Source organism: Novosphingobium sp. BL-S-33 (assembly GCF_056857025.1).
The window spans coordinates 1,871,584-1,889,177 of the sequence record NZ_CM166475.1; the positions used below are offsets into that span (position 1 = coordinate 1,871,584).

Annotated in this window: 11 protein-coding genes; 7 read left to right on the forward strand and 4 right to left on the reverse strand. The window is 65.6% G+C overall.

All coding sequences use genetic code 11. The annotated features are described in order from the left end of the window. Window positions 1-33: 33 nt before the first annotated feature. Entirely contained in the window at window positions 34-2,850 is a 2,817-nt protein-coding gene (locus AC1VVM_RS24730) for a TonB-dependent receptor (RefSeq protein ID WP_482956850.1), read from the forward strand. A 163-nt stretch (window positions 2,851-3,013) separates the two neighbouring features. Then, entirely contained in the window at window positions 3,014-3,775 is a 762-nt protein-coding gene (locus AC1VVM_RS24735) for a FadR/GntR family transcriptional regulator (RefSeq protein WP_482956851.1), read from the forward strand. Between the two features lie 480 nt (window positions 3,776-4,255). Here the strand turns inward: AC1VVM_RS24735 and AC1VVM_RS24740 are convergent, their stop codons facing one another. Next, a complete protein-coding gene (locus tag AC1VVM_RS24740) occupies window positions 4,256-4,720 on the reverse strand; it encodes a MarR family winged helix-turn-helix transcriptional regulator (protein ID WP_132391392.1) in 465 nt (154 codons plus the stop codon). A 143-nt stretch (window positions 4,721-4,863) separates the two neighbouring features. On the opposite strand from AC1VVM_RS24740, the gene AC1VVM_RS24745 reads away from it, so the two are divergent. Genes AC1VVM_RS24745 through AC1VVM_RS24755 form a run of 3 tightly spaced genes read left to right on the forward strand, consistent with a single transcriptional unit; the run spans window position 4,864 to window position 9,043 of the window. After that, complete coding sequence (locus tag AC1VVM_RS24745) at window positions 4,864-6,036, forward strand: HlyD family secretion protein (protein WP_482906317.1); 1,173 nt, start codon at window positions 4,864-4,866, stop codon at window positions 6,034-6,036. After that, the gene (locus tag AC1VVM_RS24750) at window positions 6,033-7,592 is read left to right on the forward strand and encodes an MDR family MFS transporter (protein WP_482956852.1); all 1,560 of its coding nucleotides are present in this window, start codon (window positions 6,033-6,035) and stop codon (window positions 7,590-7,592) included. Before AC1VVM_RS24745 ends, AC1VVM_RS24750 begins: the two co-directional genes overlap by 4 nt. Before the next feature lie 8 nt (window positions 7,593-7,600). Further along, complete coding sequence (locus AC1VVM_RS24755) at window positions 7,601-9,043, forward strand: efflux transporter outer membrane subunit (protein WP_482956853.1); 1,443 nt, start codon at window positions 7,601-7,603, stop codon at window positions 9,041-9,043. A 13-nt stretch (window positions 9,044-9,056) separates the two neighbouring features. On the opposite strand, the gene AC1VVM_RS24760 is transcribed toward AC1VVM_RS24755, so the two are convergent. After that, on the reverse strand, window positions 9,057-10,328 hold the full coding sequence (locus AC1VVM_RS24760) for an MFS transporter (protein WP_482956854.1): 1,272 nt from the start codon (window positions 10,326-10,328) through the stop codon (window positions 9,057-9,059). A 150-nt stretch (window positions 10,329-10,478) separates the two neighbouring features. On the opposite strand from AC1VVM_RS24760, the gene AC1VVM_RS24765 reads away from it, so the two are divergent. Beyond that, the gene (locus AC1VVM_RS24765) at window positions 10,479-11,366 is read left to right on the forward strand and encodes a LysR substrate-binding domain-containing protein (protein WP_482956855.1); all 888 of its coding nucleotides are present in this window, start codon (window positions 10,479-10,481) and stop codon (window positions 11,364-11,366) included. A gap of 136 nt (window positions 11,367-11,502) precedes the next feature. Here the strand turns inward: AC1VVM_RS24765 and AC1VVM_RS24770 are convergent, their stop codons facing one another. Both AC1VVM_RS24770 and AC1VVM_RS24775 read right to left on the reverse strand, forming a co-directional pair. After that, window positions 11,503-14,256 carry a DUF5695 domain-containing protein gene (locus AC1VVM_RS24770; RefSeq protein ID WP_482956856.1) on the reverse strand — a complete coding sequence of 918 codons (2,754 nt, stop codon included), beginning with the start codon at window positions 14,254-14,256 and terminating at the stop codon, window positions 11,503-11,505. Window positions 14,257-14,277: 21 nt separating this feature from the next. Next, on the reverse strand, window positions 14,278-16,686 hold the full coding sequence (locus AC1VVM_RS24775) for a S9 family peptidase (RefSeq protein WP_482956857.1): 2,409 nt from the start codon (window positions 16,684-16,686) through the stop codon (window positions 14,278-14,280). A gap of 137 nt (window positions 16,687-16,823) precedes the next feature. Here AC1VVM_RS24775 and AC1VVM_RS24780 point away from each other — a divergent pair, with 137 nt between their 5' ends. Beyond that, a complete protein-coding gene (locus tag AC1VVM_RS24780; RefSeq protein ID WP_482956858.1) occupies window positions 16,824-17,555 on the forward strand; it encodes a FadR/GntR family transcriptional regulator in 732 nt (243 codons plus the stop codon). Window positions 17,556-17,594 lie beyond the last annotated feature (39 nt).

Consider the following 17,594-nt stretch of genomic DNA (forward strand, 5'->3'; position numbering starts at 1 on the left):
GTACGGGCCAGCCCCCTGAGGGAGGGTTGATCCATGGCATTCAGGCCACTTGCATTCTGCACGGCTTCCGTACTCGCGCTCGGCATTGCCGGTGCTGCTCAGGCACAGGACGCGCAGAGCGCCACACCGCAAGATAGCGGCACTGTTGCGGCAGATTCGAGCGCCGATTCCGCAGCCAATGCCAACGATATCGTTGTCACCGGTGTGCGCGCCTCGATCGTCGGCGCACTCAACGTGCGCAAGAACTCGGTGCAGATCGTTGACTCGGTGGTGGCCGAGGACGTCGGTAAATTGCCGGACAATAACGTGGTCGAGGCGCTTCAGCGCGTCACCGGCATCCAGATCACCGACCGCGCCGGCGGCGAAGCCGGCACCGTTACCATCCGCGGCCTTCCCGACGCGGCAACGACGATGAATGGTCGCAATATCTTTACCTCGACCGGCCAGTCGTTCTCGCTTCAGGACATCTCGGCCAACCTCGTCAAGCAGGTCGACGTCTACAAGACCCGCTCGGCCGACCAGCTCGAAACCGGCCTTGCCGGGCAGATCGACGTCAAGACCCGCCGGCCGTTCGATTTCGACGGCTTCGCGGTCTCCGGCCTTGTGCGCGGGACCTACAACGAGGTGTCGGACAGCTTCAATCCGAACATGGCGCTGCTGATTTCCGACCGCTGGCACACCGGGATCGGCGACATCGGCATCCTCGTCAACGGCAGCTACAGCAAGACCAAGTACCGTAACGAGAGCGTGACTGCGGGCGCATTGGTGCCGTTCGCGACCGAGAACCCGCCAGAGGGCTCCGGGCTTGCGCCGCTTGAGCGCATGTTCTCGGGATGGACGCCGGGCCTTAGCGCGGGCCTGCCCACCACGCCCGGCTCGACGATCAACTACAACGGCGTCGATGTACCCTATTACCTCTCGCGCGACGCGGTCTTCTCGACCGACCAGTACGGCGAACGCAAACGCCCCTCGTTCAACGTCGCGCTGCAATGGGCCCCGAACAGCAGCTCGGTCTACACCGCCGAGATGTTCTACACCGGCTATCGCAGCAGCCTCTACAGCGACATGATGTTCAGCTACGTTGACTGGTGGGGCAATCCCGGTGCGTTCCAGACCTATGACGGCACCAACATCATCAAGTCGCGCACCGTGGACGATGTCTACGGCTTCAACAGCGGCGATTACACGAAGTCCAGCACCGACAGCTACGTCTACGCCCTGAACGGCCAGTGGGACGTAGGCGACGGCCGGGGCAAGATCACCGCCGATCTCGCCTATCAGGACAGCACCTACAACATCTCGTTCATCGCCATGCGCACTGACCGCACGGCGGACCAGATCACCGCCGACTTCAACGCGGGCGGCGGCATCCCGTCGTACCACTTCAGCGACGATACGCTGCTGACTCAGCCCTCGACCTGGAACGTCGCGCAGCTTTACGACAACGCCGAACGGGACAAGGGCAGTGCGATCACGGGCACGCTGGATGCCTACTACGGCTGGGACGAAGGCTTCCTGCGCCGCATCAAGGCGGGCCTGCGTTATGACGACCGCAAGGCGTCGAGCTATTCGCGCACCGCGGATGCCGACAGCCTCGGCGTGAACATGACCACGCTGCCCGAGGCGGCGTACTTCACCAATTCCGGCTTCATGAGCGGCGAGGCTGATGTGCCGCGCAGCTGGGTGGCGGCCGACGGCCGCTGGGTCTCCCAGAATGCCGATTACGTGCGCAGCCTCTACGGCTTGCCCACGTCGGACTCGCTGAGCCTCAACAAGACTTTCGACATCGATGAGATCACCATGACCGCCTATGTCATGGCCGATGGGCAGGCGACGATCTTCGGGCGCCCGCTCGATATCGAAGGCGGCGTGCGCTACGTCAATGTCGCGACCGATTACGACTTCTTCGACCGCTACAACGACTATGCGCTGAGCCGCGCGAATTCGGGCTCGGCGAAGTTCCTGCCCAGTTTCACCGCGCGCTATGCCATTACCGACAAACTGCGCGCGCGCTTCAACTACGGCGAGACGCTGCGCCGTCCGAACTTCACGGACGTCAATCCGACTTATTCGCTCACCGGAGATCTCACCAACGTCGGCTACGGCAGCGGCTCGGCGGGCAACCCGAACCTCAAGCCCACCCATTCGAAGAACTTCGACGTGGCGCTGGAATGGTACTTCGACCGCGACAGCGCGATCACTGTCACTGCCTTCCGCCGCGAGATCGACGGGCTGGTGGTCAGCCTGCCGGCGATGACCTACATTCCGAACAACGGCATCGTGGCCGGTGCGACGGACAATTTCGTCATCACCAAGCCGGTGAACGCATCGGACGGCGTGCTGAAGGGCGTGGAAGTCGGCCTCACTTACTTCCCACACTATCTGCCCGGCCTGCTCAACGGCCTCGGCTTCCAGGGCAGCCTGACAGTGCTCGATTCCAGCCAGACCATCCCGGTCACGGACTCGACGGGCACCGTCACCGGCTATACCAAGTCGGCCTTCTTCGACGTCTCGAAGCTGTCCTACAACGCGACGCTGGCTTACGATCGCGGACCGTTCAACGCGCGCCTCTCCTACGTCTGGCGCAAGGGCTTCCTGCATAACAACGAGGCCAGTCTGTTCGCGAACCCGATCGGTATCTGGTACAAGTCCGAGGACAGCCTCGACATGCAGCTGACCTGGAATGTCACGCAGGATATCGGCCTGACTTTCGACGCCACCAATCTCACCAAGTCGAAACAGCAGAGCTACTACAAGTTCGGTGATGCCGGCGGGGCGACTACCGACAACCTCGGCACCACGCTGCTGGCGCGGACTTTCGCCATCGGCGCACGCTTCACGTTCAAATGATCCTTGCCGCGCGGCCTGCGACGGACCTTTGGGGCGCATGCTCCCCAAGGTTCCGCGCGGGCCGCCGGTGGCGATCGTTTCGGAGTGCCTTCCGGCGGGGGGAGAGGGCGCGCCGCACATATCGAAAACGCGGGGGCGGCACTTATCTGATGGACCCGATCCCATGGCCAGACCCCAGCTTGCGATAACACCGCCCGCCGCAAACGATGCCTGCGGTGCTTCTGGCCGCCTGCACGACAGCGTGGCCTCGCGCCTGGCCGCGCGCATTCTTACCGGCGAATATCCGGTGGGCCATGTCTTCGTGGCCGAAGTGCAGCATGCCGATGCGCTCGGCGTCTCGCGCTCGGTCTTGCGGGAGGCGTTTCGCATGCTGACCGCCAAGGGGCTGGTCAGCAGCCGTCCCAAGTCAGGGACGCGGGTCAATGCCCGCAGGCACTGGAACCTGCTCGATCACGAGGTGCTGGCCTGGCAGGTGGCATGCGGGGCGGACGAGGCGTTCCTGCGCAATCTCTTCGAACTGCGCATGGTGGTAGAGCCGGAGGCCGCCGCACTGGCCGCGCTCCGCCGCGACGACAGGCAGCTTGCCGACATGGCCAACGCGCTTGAGGCGATGGAGCATCACGGTCTTGCCAGCAAGCCGGGCCGCGCCGCCGATCTGCGTTTTCACGAGCTGGTTCTGGAAGCCACGCACAACGAGATGTTGCTGGCACTGGCCGATTCGATCCTCACCGCGATCGCCTCGACGACAGCGATCAAGCAGGAGAGCAATGCCGCGCCTGAGAACCCGCCACGCTGCCCGATGCTCGAGCACCGCGAACTTCACCGCCATATCGCCGACGCCAACCCGGCCCGGGCGCGGCGGGCGATGGCGCGGTTGATCGACCTTGCGCTGGCCGACACGCAGCTCGCCTTGCGTCGGTTCTAACTCGCGGGGTGACCGAACGGCCAAACGGTCACACAGCCAAAAACGAACCCACAGTCCCGTCATGCCCGCGAAGGCGGGGATCCTGCTTCTGTTGTGCGAGGCGAGAGGTCGCCAAGAAGCGGGCGCCCCGCCTTCGCGGGGGCGACGGGGGTTGTGACCGACGGCTCATCACCTCGGTGGAGCGTGGTGTGGAGACCAAAGACCGGGCCATTCGGCGGCTCTAGCGGACCTGAAAAACTTCCGTTCCAGACAAGTCCGACGTCTTAACGGTGCAAGTATTACTTCGCCCCGGCGATGGGCGAAATGCATCGGATCGCTACCAGTGCCCCGCAATCCATGGTATCCTCGCGAAAACCACCAAAGAGTGGACTTGAGAGGAGAGCCGGAATGGAAGGCTTGGAATCGGTTTTTTGCGTTTGCGAATTCCGCACGTTGTGCGCTGCGGTGGCCTGTTCGGGCACCTTTGCACTCGTGACGATATTATTGCTGCGTTGATCCTTCGGTAGACGCCGTTGGCCCCCCCAACGCGCGTGGGGCACCCATGTCGACCAGCCGGTCGTTCAGGGTTTCCAGGATCCTCAAGAAGCTGGCCTGATCCGCATCGGTCAGGACTTCGAAGAACTGTGCCGTGAAGGCATCCTTGTGCGGTTCCACTTCCCGGATCAACGCACGCCCCGCCTCCGTCAGACTGATCCGCTTGGCTCTCCGATCGTCCGGATCGGGGTTGCGGACCGCCAAACCCTCCCGTTCCAGCCCGTCCACGGCTTCGGTGACGGTCCTCGGCGCCTGTCCCAGTGCGTCGCAAATGTCGGTGGAGCGCACCGACCCACCCCGCTCAATCAGCAGAAGCAGCTTGATCTGCGCCAGCGATGCACCCTGCGCGCGCATTCGTTCGTTGAACAGCCGGTACATGCGCAAATGCAAGTCGCGCAGCTGCTCCATCATCTGCTGATGAATACTCACGGCAAGAAATATTGTGGGACCATATAAAATGCCATTGCCATAGGCCTCCCGGCAGGGCAAGGGGCCAGCCCATCACTGCTGCGATGCAGCAAACGATCGAGCAACCAGGACGTGAGAAGCGATTGATGGCAAGCGACGGAATCGATTCGGACGGACAATCGCACGGCACCCCGGAACACGCGCCGGCACCAAGCCCCTCGGCGCTCAAGCGGCCCACCGTGCGCCGTGCGCTGATGGCCGGCGTGCTCGTGGTGGTCGTCGCTGTGGGCGCCTGGCTGCTCTACTACGCGACGCGCGGCAAGTATCTGGAAGACACCAACGACGCTTTCATCCAGGCCGACGCGGTCACCGTTTCGCCGCGCATTTCGGGCTATGTCGATGCCGTGCTGGTGGGTGACAACCAGGACGTGAAGGCAGGCCAGCCGCTCGTACGCATCGATCCGCGCGACTATGATGCGCAGGCGCGCCAGTATCAGGCGCAGATCGACGTTGCGAAGGCCAATGCCGACAACGTCCGCGCCACCATCGGCGAACAGCAGTCGGCGATCACGCAGGCGCAGGCCCAGCTTGCCTCGGCCGAGGCGGATGCCAGCTATGCCGAGCGCGAGGCCGCCCGCTACGCGCCGCTCGCCGCCAGTGGCGCCGAGACCAAGGAACACCTCGCCACGCTGCGCAATCAGGCCGCAAAGGCCCGCGCTGCTGCCGATGCGCAGCGCGCCGCGCTGGTTTCGGCGCAGCGCCGGATCGCCTCACTCAATGCACAGGTCCAGCAGGCCGAGGCGCAGGGCGAAGCCGCCCATGCGCAGCTTGCTTCCGCGCATGTCAATGTCGGCTCGACTGTGCTGCGCGCCAGTGTCGATGGCCGCATCGGTGACCGCACCGTGCGCGCCGGCCAGTTCGTGCAGGCAGGCACGCGCCTGATGTCGGTCGTTCCGCTTTCCAAGCTTTATGTGACGGCCAACTTCAAGGAAACGCAGATCGGCCTGATGCGTCCCGGCCAGCCCGCGACGATCGAGATCGACGCCCTCGACGGCACCAAGATCCGCGGCCATGTCGAGAGCATCTCGCCGGGCACGGGATCGCAGTTCTCGCTGCTGCCGCCGCAGAACGCGACCGGCAACTTCACCAAGATCGTCCAGCGCGTGCCGGTGCGCATCGCCATCGATGCCGGTGACGAGGCGCGCCGCGTGCTGGTGCCCGGCCTTTCCGTGACCGTGACGGTCGACACGATCGCCGCCAAGGGTTCGCAGCAGGCCATCGCCAAGCAGGAGAAGGCCCGCCGGAACGACGGCCGGTGAGCGCAACCTCCACAACAGACGCCTCTGCCCTGCCGCCGCAGCTGGCGGCGGAGAAACCGGCCGACGCGGCGGCGTGGCTGGCCGTGGCGGCCGGTACGCTGGGCGCGCTCATGGCCACGCTCGACGTTTCGATCGTTAACAGCTCACTGCCCACGATCCAGGGTGAAATCGGCGCCAGCGGCACCGAGGGTACGTGGATCGCGACCGCCTATCTGGTGGCCGAGATCATCGTGATTCCGCTGTCCGGCTGGCTCGAACGCCTGCTGGGCCTCAGGACCCTGCTGCTGATCGCGGCGACACTGTTCACGATGTTCTCGGTCGCCTGCGGGCTTTCGACGACGCTGCCGATGATGATCGCGGGCCGCGTGGGTCAGGGGCTGACCGGCGGCGCATTGATCCCGACGGCCATGACCATCGTCGCGACCCGACTGCCGCGCGCGCAGCAGCCGATCGGCAATGCCCTGTTCGGCGCGACCGCGTTGCTGGGGCCGGTCGTCGGCCCGGTGCTGGGCGGCTGGCTGACCGAGAATGTCAGCTGGCACTACGCATTCTTCATCAATCTGCCGGTTGGCGTTGCGCTGGTGACGCTGCTGCTGGTGGCCATTCCGCATCAGGCGGCCAAGCTGCATCTGATTCGCGAGGCGGACTGGCTGGGCATTCTCGGCCTCGCGCTGGGGCTTGGCGGGCTGACCGTGGTGCTGGAGGAAGGCGAGCGCGAGCAGTGGTTCTCCTCCTCGCTGATCATCACGCTCACGGCGATTTCGGCTTTCGGGCTGGTGCTGTTGGGGCTGGGTCAATTCCTTGCCCGTAAGCCCGTTATCAAGCTGCGGCTTCTGCTTGACCGGCAATTCGGCAGCGTCGTCGCCATGGTGACGGTGGTGGGCATGGTGATCTACGGCACGTCCTATGTGATCCCGCAGTTTCTCTCCCAGATCGCCGGGTACAACTCGCTGCAATCGGGCCAGATCGTGATGCTTTCGGGTATTCCGGTCATGCTGATGATGCCGATCACGCCGTGGCTGATCCGCAATGTCGACATCCGCCTGTCGGTCTGTTTCGGGCTCTCCGTCCTTGCGCTCAGTGCCTGGCTGGAAACCGACATCACGCCGCTGTCGGACGGCAGGGACTTCGTCGATTCCCAGCTTCTGCGCGGCATGGGCACGGTGTTCTGCATGATGTTCCTGAATCAGGCGGCGATCCGCTCGGTGCCGAAGGAGGAGGCGGGCGATGCCTCGGGCCTCTACAATGCGGCGCGTAACCTCGGCGGCTCGTTCGCACTGGCGGGGGTCGCGATCATTCAGGACCAGCGCCTCTGGCTTCACGCCCGCCGGCTGGAAGAGAGCCTGAACGCGAACTCGATCGCGGTGCAGGACTATGTCGCGGGGCAGGGCACGGCGGCGCTGCGCTCGCTTGAAGCGACCATCCAGGTTCAGGCCCTTGCGATGACTTATGCGGACATGTTCCAGATCATGTCGGTGGGTATCATGTTCGTGATCCCGCTGGTGATGTTCCTGCGCCCGCTTCCGAAGAATGCGCCGCTGGCGACCGGACATTGAGGAAAACCATGCGTTCCTATCTTCTGCTGCCTCTCCTGACCGGAATTCTTGCTGGCTGCACTGTCGGCCCGAACTATGCGGGGCCTCCCAAGGCGGTGTCCGGCGCCGGCAATGGCTTCGTCCGCGCCGATGCGCAGTTCGTGACTTCCGCGCCGCCCGTCGCGCAATGGTGGAAGACGCTGGACGATCCCGCGCTCGACGATCTCATCACGCATGCCCTCGCGAACAACACCGATGTCGCCGTGGCCGAGGCGCGCCTGCGCCAGTCGCGTGCGGCGCTGGGTGAGGAACGCGCCAACTTCGCGCCCAAGGTCAGCGGTTCGGCGCTCTATGCCCATGCCCATGTCCCCGGTGTTGCTTTCGGCGCGACCGACAGCTCATCGGACGGTTCGGGCAGCGGCAGCAGCGGTTCCAGCGGCTCCGATCTCAACCTCTACAACCTCGGCTTTAACGCCAGCTGGGAAGTGGACCTGTTCGGCGGCCAGCGCCGCGCCGTCGAGGCCGCGCGCGCCACGGCCGAAGGCGCCGAGGCCAGCCTTGCCGACGTGCAGGTCAGCCTCTCGGCCGAAGTGGCCAACACCTACCTCAACTTGCGCGACCGCCAGCAGCGCATCGCGCTGGGCCAGCAGGCGATCACCTTGCAGGAAGAGGTCCTTGGCCTGACCCGCCAGCGCCTTGAGCGCGGCACGGCAACGGCGATGGAAGTGACGCAGATCGAGGGGCAGCTTGCCGGCACCCGCGCCCAGCTTTCACCCCTGATCGCGGACCGTGACGCCTATCTCAATTCGCTGGCCGTGCTGACCGGGCAGGAACCGGGTGCGGTCGATGCCGGTCTTGTGCAGGCGCGCGACATTCCGCTGCCGCCCGCCTCGGTCCCCGTGGGCGATCCGGCCCAGCTTATCGCCCGCCGTCCGGACATCCGCTCCGCCGAACGCACCCTCGCGGCCGATACCGCCAAGATCGGACAGTCCGAGGCGGCCCGCTTCCCCAGCCTCTCGTTCATGGGCCTGATCGGCATCGGCGGAAGCAAGATCAGCGATCTCGGCAAGCTGGACGATTTTACCGCGCTGGCCGCACCGCAGCTGAGCTGGAACTTCCTCGATTTCGGGCGGAACAAGGCCAAGGTCCATCAGGCCGAAGCCGTGCGGGACGAGGCGGAGGCGCGCTATCGCGGCACTGTGCTCACGGCCCTGCGCGATGCAGAGGACTCGCTGGCCCGCTTCCGGGAAGGCCGCGTCCAGCTGGCCGAACTCGCCCGCGTGCGGGACAAGGCGGCAATGGCCGAGCAACTGACGGCGCAGCGCTTCGCGGCGGGCACGGCAACGCGCATTGCGCTGCTCAATGCCCGGGGCGATCTCAACACTGCCGACCAGAACCTCGTCACCGCGCGCGCTTCGCTGACTTCGGACTATGTGCTGATCCAGAAGTCGCTGGGCCTCGCGTGGCAGTAATACGGCCCCTTCCTCAGCCCATGCTGGGGAGGGGCTCCGTACGGTTCCGGCCGAACCCGGCCATGAAGACGAAAGCGGCAAGAACACCGAAGGCTCCGGCGATCAGGAAGGCCGGCGTGTAGGTACCGGTGGTCTCGCGGATCACCCCGGCGCCGAAGGCCGCTATCGAGGCGCCGATCTGGTGCGCCACGAAAACCCAGCCGAACACGATCGGCCCGTCACGCTCGCCGAAAGTGCTGTTGGCCAGCTTCACCGTGGGCGGCACCGTGGCGATCCAGTCGAGGCCATAGAACACTGCGAAAACGGTCAGGCTGAACGGCCCGAAGTCGATGAACGGCAAGGCCACCAGCGATAGGCCGCGAAACCCGTAATAGACCGCCAGCAGACGGCGCGGATCGTAGCGGTCGCTCAGCCAGCCCGACGCGGTGGTGCCGAACAGGTCGAAGAAGCCCATCATCGAGAGCACGCCTGCGGCGGCGACCGGCGCGATGCCGTGATCGCCGCAAAAGGCGATCATGTGCGTGCCGACAAGGCCGTTGGTGGTGAGGCCGCAGACGAGGAAGCTGCCCGCCAGCAGCCAGAACATCGGCTGGCGCGATGCACGCACGAGGGCTTCGATGGCGAGCCACGGCGTTGCCGCCTGCTTCATCGGCGGGGGAGGGGGGGTATCCTCGTGCTCGCCATAACGGCGCACGCCGCGATGCTGCGGGCGCTCGGGCACCAGCAGCGCCACCACCGGGATCAGCGCCGCGGATGCGAGGCTCACCGCAAGCGCCACCGGACGCCATGCCCCGCCCTGCGACAGCCAGGCAAGGAACGGCAGGAAGATCAGCGATCCGGTCGCCGTGCTGGCACTCAGCAGGCCCATTACCAGCCCCTGCCGGGTCGCGAACCAGCGGTTGACCACTGCCGCGCCCAGCACCGAGGCGACCGCGCCCGAACCGATGCCGGAGACCACGCCCCAGCTCAGCACATATTGCCAGGGCGCGCTCATCCACCGGCTGGCGAATGTGGCCACGGCCATGAGCGCCAGCCCGCCGAGCATGGTGCGCTTGATCCCCACGCTCATCATCAGCGCGGCGGCGAAGGGGCCGACAAGGCCGTAGAGCAGGATGCCGATGGCCGCGCCTGCGGAAATGGTCGCGCGGTCCCAGCCGAAGTGCAGTTCCAGCGGGACCATCATGACGCCCGGTGCCGAGCGCAGCCCGGCCGAAACCAGCAGGGCAAGGAACGTCACGGCCACCACGACCCAGGCGGGATGGAAACGGTTGGAAGTGGACGGCATCTGGCGCGAAATCCCCTGATCGATACGGGCACCGTTTCTAGTCGCCTCCGCCCGCTGTTCCGAATGAGAAAATTTGGCAGGGGATGTGAGCAAATCCCGGAGTGCTTGGCCGGATTGAGTTCGCGCGGGCGCCCATGTAACAACGCCCGCATGTACCGGCCGCCCTCGCTCAACACTCTGCGCGCGCTTGAGGCGGCCGCACGTCTTCGCAGTTTCAGCCGTGCTGCGGAGGAACTGGGCGTCACCCATGGCGCGATCAGCCACCGTGTGCGCGAGGTGGAGCAGCGGCTCGGCGCGGCGATGTTCGAGCGGCAGGGCAATTCGATGGAGCCCAGCATGGCCCTGCGGCAGATCCTGCCGACGGTGCGCCAGTCGCTGGAACTGATCTCCAGCATTTTCCCCGCGCCGCCGGAAGCCGCCCGGCAAGTGCTCAGGATCGCAGTGCTGCCCTCATTCGCGGCGCAGTGGCTGGTGCCGCGTCTGGCGGAGTTTCATGAGGCGCATCCCGGCATCTTCATCGCGCTCGATGCCCGGATCGATGTCAGCCGGGTCGGCGCAGACGGGGTGGACGCGGCCGTGCGCTATGGCAGCGGAAACTGGCCGGGTCTGGCGACCGAGCGCTTGCTGACCGACATGCTCTTTCCCGCCTGCTCGCCCGAATATCGGGCGCGGATGAAGATCGGGACGTTGGATGACTTCGCGCGCTGCCGGTTCCTGCGCAACAGTTGGCAGACTTGGACGCCGTGGTTCCAGCGGGCCGGGCTGTCCTTGCCCGAGCCTGCGGATTCCCAGCCTTACGACGATGCCGCGCTCATGCTGGAGGCGACGATCGCCGGTCACGGCATCGCTCTTGCGCGCCGGGTGATCGCGCATGACGCGCTTCAGGCCGGGCGGCTGGTGCGTCTCTCAGAGATCGAGATACAGTTCGAAGGGGCCTATCACTTCGTCTGGGACCCGCACACGCCCAAGCCGCGCCTCGATGCCGTGGCCGCGTTCGGTGCGTGGCTCTCGGCGCGGCTCAAGGCCGAGTTTCCCTGAGCCGCTAAAGCTGTCAGCCTACTCTCCGTCGCCCCCGCGGAGGCGGGGCCCCGCTGCCTTTTCGCTACGCTCGCCACGAAAAGCGGGGTCCCCGCCGGCGCGGGGACGACGGGGTTTTCTGCCGAAAGGCCGAACTTCAGCGCGGCGTCAGCGTTACCACGGTCGGAGTGCCGCCCAGCGTAATGGCGTAGCCGTCGCGGTCCGCCGTGCCGGTGTCGGTGCCGTAAGTGCGGCCGTCAGCCGTGGTGGTCTGGAACAGCAGGCGCGCGGCGGGATCCGTGGCACTGGCGGGATCGAGCGTCAGTGCAACTTTGCCGGTCTTGCTGTCATAGTCGGCGCTCTGGATGCGGCCGGCTTCCAGCGTGATCCACAGGCCGGCGGGCGCCACAAACAGGCGGCGGCGGGCGCCGTCCTTCGGAGCGAGGTGGACGGTGCTGCCCTTGGTGGTCAGGTCGCCGCCGAAGCCGATCCAGCCGAACTGCGGGTCATTGACCATGTAGCTCGCCGCCGTGATCGCATGGCCGTAGAAGCCCATGCCGTAGTCGCCGGTGATCGCATCCCACTTCATCATGTCCGGCCAGGAGTGGAACGCGGCCGAGCCGAAGCCCTTCTGATCGATATTGGTGATGCCGCCCATCATGCCGCCGTAAGCGACGCGCAGCAGGTGCAGGTCGGCGGGGTACTGGCGATAGGCGTCGAACAGCGGCACTGCGTTGAGCGCCGACCCGTAGTGATGGATTTGCCGCTCGATGCGCGAAACTTTGCCGCCATAGAGGAAGTCCCAATAACGGCGCGCATTGCCGTTATAGCCCCAGCTGGGGATCGTGGGGTCGTAACCCAGGATCACTTCGCGGGTCTCGTCCGCCTGCGGCTGGAAGCCGAAGTAACGCATCCAGGCATAGACTTCGGGCTGGCCGGTGGAATCCCACGCCATCTCGCTGCCGAACGGATACTTCATCGAACGCCAGTGATCGGCGCGCTGCTTCATCAGGCCTTCCATTTCGGTGGCCTCGGCGGTCATGCCCTCGCGCTTCAGGTCCTTCAGGATGTCGACGAAGACGTCGCCCTCCATCTGGCCGAACTCGGCATAATAGGGCGCATCGCGCATCATCGCGACGGTCGTGCGGTAGGCCCAGTCCAGGTAGAACTTCCAGTCGTGCTGCTTGACCAACCCGGCATTGTCGCGCGCCAGGCGGTAGAGCACCCAGTGGCCGATGGCGACGTGCGGATAGTTGTAGGACCGGCCGAGATCGCCGGCATCCTTCTTCGACCACGCGGTCCAGTTCTTCCAGTTGATCTTGGGGTCGTAGTAGTTCGGGAAAGCGACCGGATCGTAATAGAAGATGCTCTTCTTGACGGCACCGGCCTGCGGGCCATCCTTGACCTGTAGCGTGCCGAGCACGGTCTCGTTGACGAGGCGCTCCAGCTTGGCGACTTCTTCCGGATTCGGATTGTCGAGCTGCTTCATCATCGCGGCCACCCACGAACCGGCGCCGCCTTCGTCGCTCATGCCCGAAACCCAGACGCGGCCGTCCTGCGTCAGGATCTTGTTGTCCTCACGGTCATAGGAGAGGATTGCGGGCGAACGGTGGAAGGGGTCGTCCTTGCCTTCGAACCACTGGTCGGTGGTGGTGAAGTGGCCGATGTCGGCCATCACCTGATCGAGCGGCTTGGTGATGTAGTAGCTGACGGTCTGCTTCTGCCCGTCCGCATAAGTCACCGTCAGGCGGGCCTGACCCCAGCCGCTGGCCTTGATCTGGTAGCGGGCCCAGCCGCTTCCCGATTTCTCCGAGGTGGCGGTCAGCGAACCTTCGGGGAAGGATTCGATCTTCGCCACCTTGCTCGGCGTCTTCAGGAACAGGCTGGCGGTCTGGTCGGTGGGCACGACATAGCCGGGAATGCCGACCGCGACCGGGCGCTTCTGGGCGACCAGCGTATCCTCGATCGCGCGGACGCTGGGCGCGGTCACGAAGCGCAGGCCGATCGTGCGGCTCTCGCCGGGAGCAAGGGTGATGCTGGTCGGCTCGTTCCACTGCTGGCCGGCCTTTGCCCATTCCTTCTCGGCAAAGCCCTTGCTGGCGACGGTCCAGTCGTAAAAGCCTTCGGAAACCTGCGTGCGCGGGCTCTTGTCGGTGAAGATGTCGCCATGGCGACCGGCGCGCGCCTCGGCAATCGGGCGATAGGCTTCGAGCGGGGTGCCCTTCTCGGGCAGCACCAGCAGCGCCGGGCCTTCGCCGTTGAGGCGCGTGACCTGCAGATAGCCCGCATCGCGGCCGATATAGGGATCGACGAAGCTCGCCTGCGCGTGCGCGGAATCGAGATCGCGGTCGAGGATGATGTTGTCGAACACCATCGGCATGCCGAGGCCGCCGATCTCCACGGCAGCGCTGCTGGTGTTGACCAGCGTGAAGCGCAGGGCGAGCACGCCGTCCTCGTTCACCCAGCGGCGCTCGACGCGCAGCGGGATGCCGGCTCCCATCGATGCGGTGATGTCGGCGGCGGCGAGCACGCCCTTGCCGCCCGCCAGCGCGGCGATCTGCTTGCGGGCGTGGGCGGAGGAGAAGTCCTGCCAGTCCGACCCTGCGGTCTTCAGGCGGATATGGATGTCGCCGATGTGGACGTAGCCGTCCGCTGCACGCTCGGCCTCACGCCCGGCGGGCACGAAGTCGAACGCGGCATTGCCCTTGGGCGAAAGGTGAGCAAGCGTCTGCGTATCCGCCCGCAGCGCCAGATCGAAGGCAGGGGTCTGCATCTCGGTCTTCTGGATCGGCGGATAGACCGGCTTCGGTTTCTCCGCTTCCTGTGCCTGCGCTGCCGCCATCGGCAGCATCGCTGGAACCGGCGCGAGTACCAGCGCAATCAGGGGAAGGGGCTTCAGAAGGCGCTTCATTTCAAATCCTCGCGGGGGAGTTCAGTGGGCCAGCGCGACTGCCGGAGCGGCAGGCTTCACGGGGCCGAGCGGCGGCGGTGTTTCGCCGAGCAGGTAAAGGGTGAAGTAGTCGCGCAGCTTCTTCCAGAAGAAGGGCTGGTAGACGTTGTGCGTGGCGTTGGGCACGACCACCATGTCCACATCGCGCCCGGCATCGATGAGCGCTTTGGCCAGGCGGAAGCTTTCGGTGATCGGCACGTTATCGTCGATATCGCCGTGGACGAGCAGCAGGTGGCCCTTGAGCTGGCTGGCCACCGCCATGTTCGAATTGCGCTCCCACGTCGCCGCGTCCGCATCGCCCATCGAGACTTCGGGCCACCAGGTCTTGTCGAGCCTGAGGTCGTGGTTGCCCGAGGCGGAGACACCCACCTTGAAGAAGTCCGGCCGGCGCAGCACGAAGCGTGCGGTGTCATAGCCGCCCGCCGATCCGCCGAACACGCCGACGCGGTTCACGTCCATGTAGGGGTACTTGGCGGCCATCTGCTTGATCAGCGCGACGTGATCGTCCAGCCCCACTTCGCCCAGGTTCTGGAAGGCGGGCAGACGGAAGGCCTGACCGCGCCGCGAGGTGCCGGTGCCGTCGATCATGACAACCACCGCGCCGATCTGCGCGATGCTATTGCCCGGCACGCGCAGCGCCATGCTCCACGTGGAGGGCACGTCGGTCGTGGTCGGGCCGGTGTAGACATTGTCGATCACCGGATAGCTGCGCTTCGGATCGAAGCGCACCGGGCGATAGATCATGCCGTAGATCGGCGTCTTGCCGTCCGCCGCCACGCCCTTGAAGGGTTCGGGCGGGGTGTAGCCGGCAGCCAGAAGGCGGCTGTCGTCGGCCTTGGCTAGTTCCATCACGATCTTGCCGGTCGCGCCGTCGCGCAGTACCGCGCGGGTCGGGGTGGTCGGGCTCGACATCTGGTCGACGATCCACTTGCCGTCCGGCGAGACTTCGGCCTCATGGTCGAGCGGTTCGGGTGTCAGTTCGGTCAGAGCGCCCTTGTCCTCGGCGCCGTTCAGCGAGACCCGGTATAGCGCCCGCCAGTAGGGATTGCGCGCAGCTTCGCGCCCGACGCCCGTGACGATCAGCGAAGCCTTGTCCTCCGCCACATGGTCCACCGAGAGAACTTCCCAGTCGCCCGTGGTCAGCGCCTTGCCGCCATCCGGGTTGTCCGGGGTGACGAGATAAAGCTGCGCCCAGCCGCTGCGCTCCGAGATCGAGAGTTCGCCGCCGAGTTCGGGCGCGGGGAAGATCATCGAGGACGTGACGGTGATGACCGGCTTCACCGCCTCATGCGCCACGATCTTGGCAGCCCCCGTCGCCGGATCGGCGACATAGACGGCCTGCTGGCGATAGCCGCGCTCGGTCCACTGCATGCGCGGTTTGCCGTCCACCCAGTTCATGTCGGGCGGGGAGGGGTAGAGGATCGATTCCGCCGGCATCTGCACCGGCACGACCTTCGCCTTGCCCGTCTTCAGCGCCGCCTGCACATCGACCACGAAACGCGTCGCCTGCGGCAGCTTCTCGGCCCCTGCGAGCGGGTAAACGTAGGAGAAGCTGCGCGGATAGAAGCTGCCCGGCGGGTTCTGCTGGGTGATCGAAAGCTTCTTCACCTCGCGTGTGTCGAGCCGCCATGTCAGCAGATAGCGCCCATCGGGCGACCATGCGCCGGAGACGGGCATCGCCGGTTCTTCAGTGCCTTCACGCAGGATCTGCGAGAGTTCGGGGATCGAACGGCCATAGGGCTGCTCGCGCGTGCCATCGGTGGTGAGCGCCACTTCGCGGCCCGAGGCGACATCGACCGCATAGAGATTGTATCCGCGCGCGACGATCTTCGTCTTGCCATCGGGTGAGGTCAGATCGAGGCGCGGTGTCTCTGGCGGGAGCTTTTCCGCCTTGCCGTCGGCGCCGATCCGCCAGTGCCCATCCAGCGCCTCGAATGCCAGCGCGCCCTTGGCGGGATCGTAATCGACATCGGCAAGCCGTGCGTCGTCCAGCGTTACCGTCTTGCCGCTTGCCTGCGTCAGCGCCGCCAGCAGGCTGGCCGTTGTCGCCACTTCGCGCACCTGCCGGGTGGCGAGGTCGAGGAAGAGGTAGTGCTGACGGCTGCGGTTGCCGGTGCGGTAGAACAAGCCCGCATCCTTGCCTTCGCCGACGAAGCTGGGCGCGATATTGGCATTGTCGATGAGGTCGGCGATGCCGCTGCCCAGGAACGTGTCGGCGGTAGCATATCGCTCCGCGATGCTGGGCGGCGGAGTATGAGCGGCGGCAGTTTGGGTCTGACGCGCCAGTGCGGCACCGGGTTGCAGTGCCACGGCGACGGCAAGCGTCAGCAGCCCGACCGCAGGTTTTTTCAGGACACGAACGAAAGGACGGGAAATCAAAGGGCTGCTCATGTCATGTACCCATTGGCTGGCGCCGGAAGATGCATGGGTTCTTGACGCCCATCCCGGAAAGGGTCAAGAAAATTATACGATATATGATCTGAGCATTGGGAATGGACTTCGCTTCCATTGGGCTGGGGATGAGAAAGATGACCGCACGACTGCCCGCCGAAACCGCGCTTCCACTTGTCAGCGGCCGCCTTCATCACGCGGTGGCGCGCCGGTTGGCGACCGCGATTGTCAGTGGCGAACTGCCGCCGGGGCACGTCTTTCCCGCCGAAGTCGAGCATGCCGACCGGCTGGGCGTTTCGCGCTCGGTCCTGCGCGAGGCGTTTCGGATATTGACCGCCAAAGGCATGGTCAGCAGCCGCCCGAAAGCGGGGACGCGCGTGAACGAGCGCAAGAACTGGAACCTGCTCGATCCTGACGTGCTGGCCTGGCAGATCCAGTGCGGGGCGAGCGACGAATTCCTGCGCGACCTGTTCGAACTGCGCATGGTGGTCGAGCCGCAGGCCGCCGAGATGGCCGCGCAGCGCCGCGATGAGCGGCAATTGACCGACATGGCCAATGCGCTGGAAACGATGGAACGCTGCACGCTCACCACTGACAAGGGCCGCGCCGCCGATATTCGCTTTCACGAACTGGTGCTGGAAGCGACGCGCAACGAACTGATGCAGGCGCTCTCCACCTCGATCTCCACGGCAATCGCCTCGACGACCGCGATCAAGAGCCGTGTGCAGGATTGCCCGCGCGATCCGATGCCCGAGCACCACGCGCTCTACCGCTGCATCGCCGAAGGCAATGCCAAGCAGGCGCGCAAGGCGATGATTGCACTGATCGATCTCGCCCATGCGGATACCCGCGTCGCGCTTCGGCGCTGACGGCACACGGTTCAACAGGGTTGACTCGCGCCCTCCGAA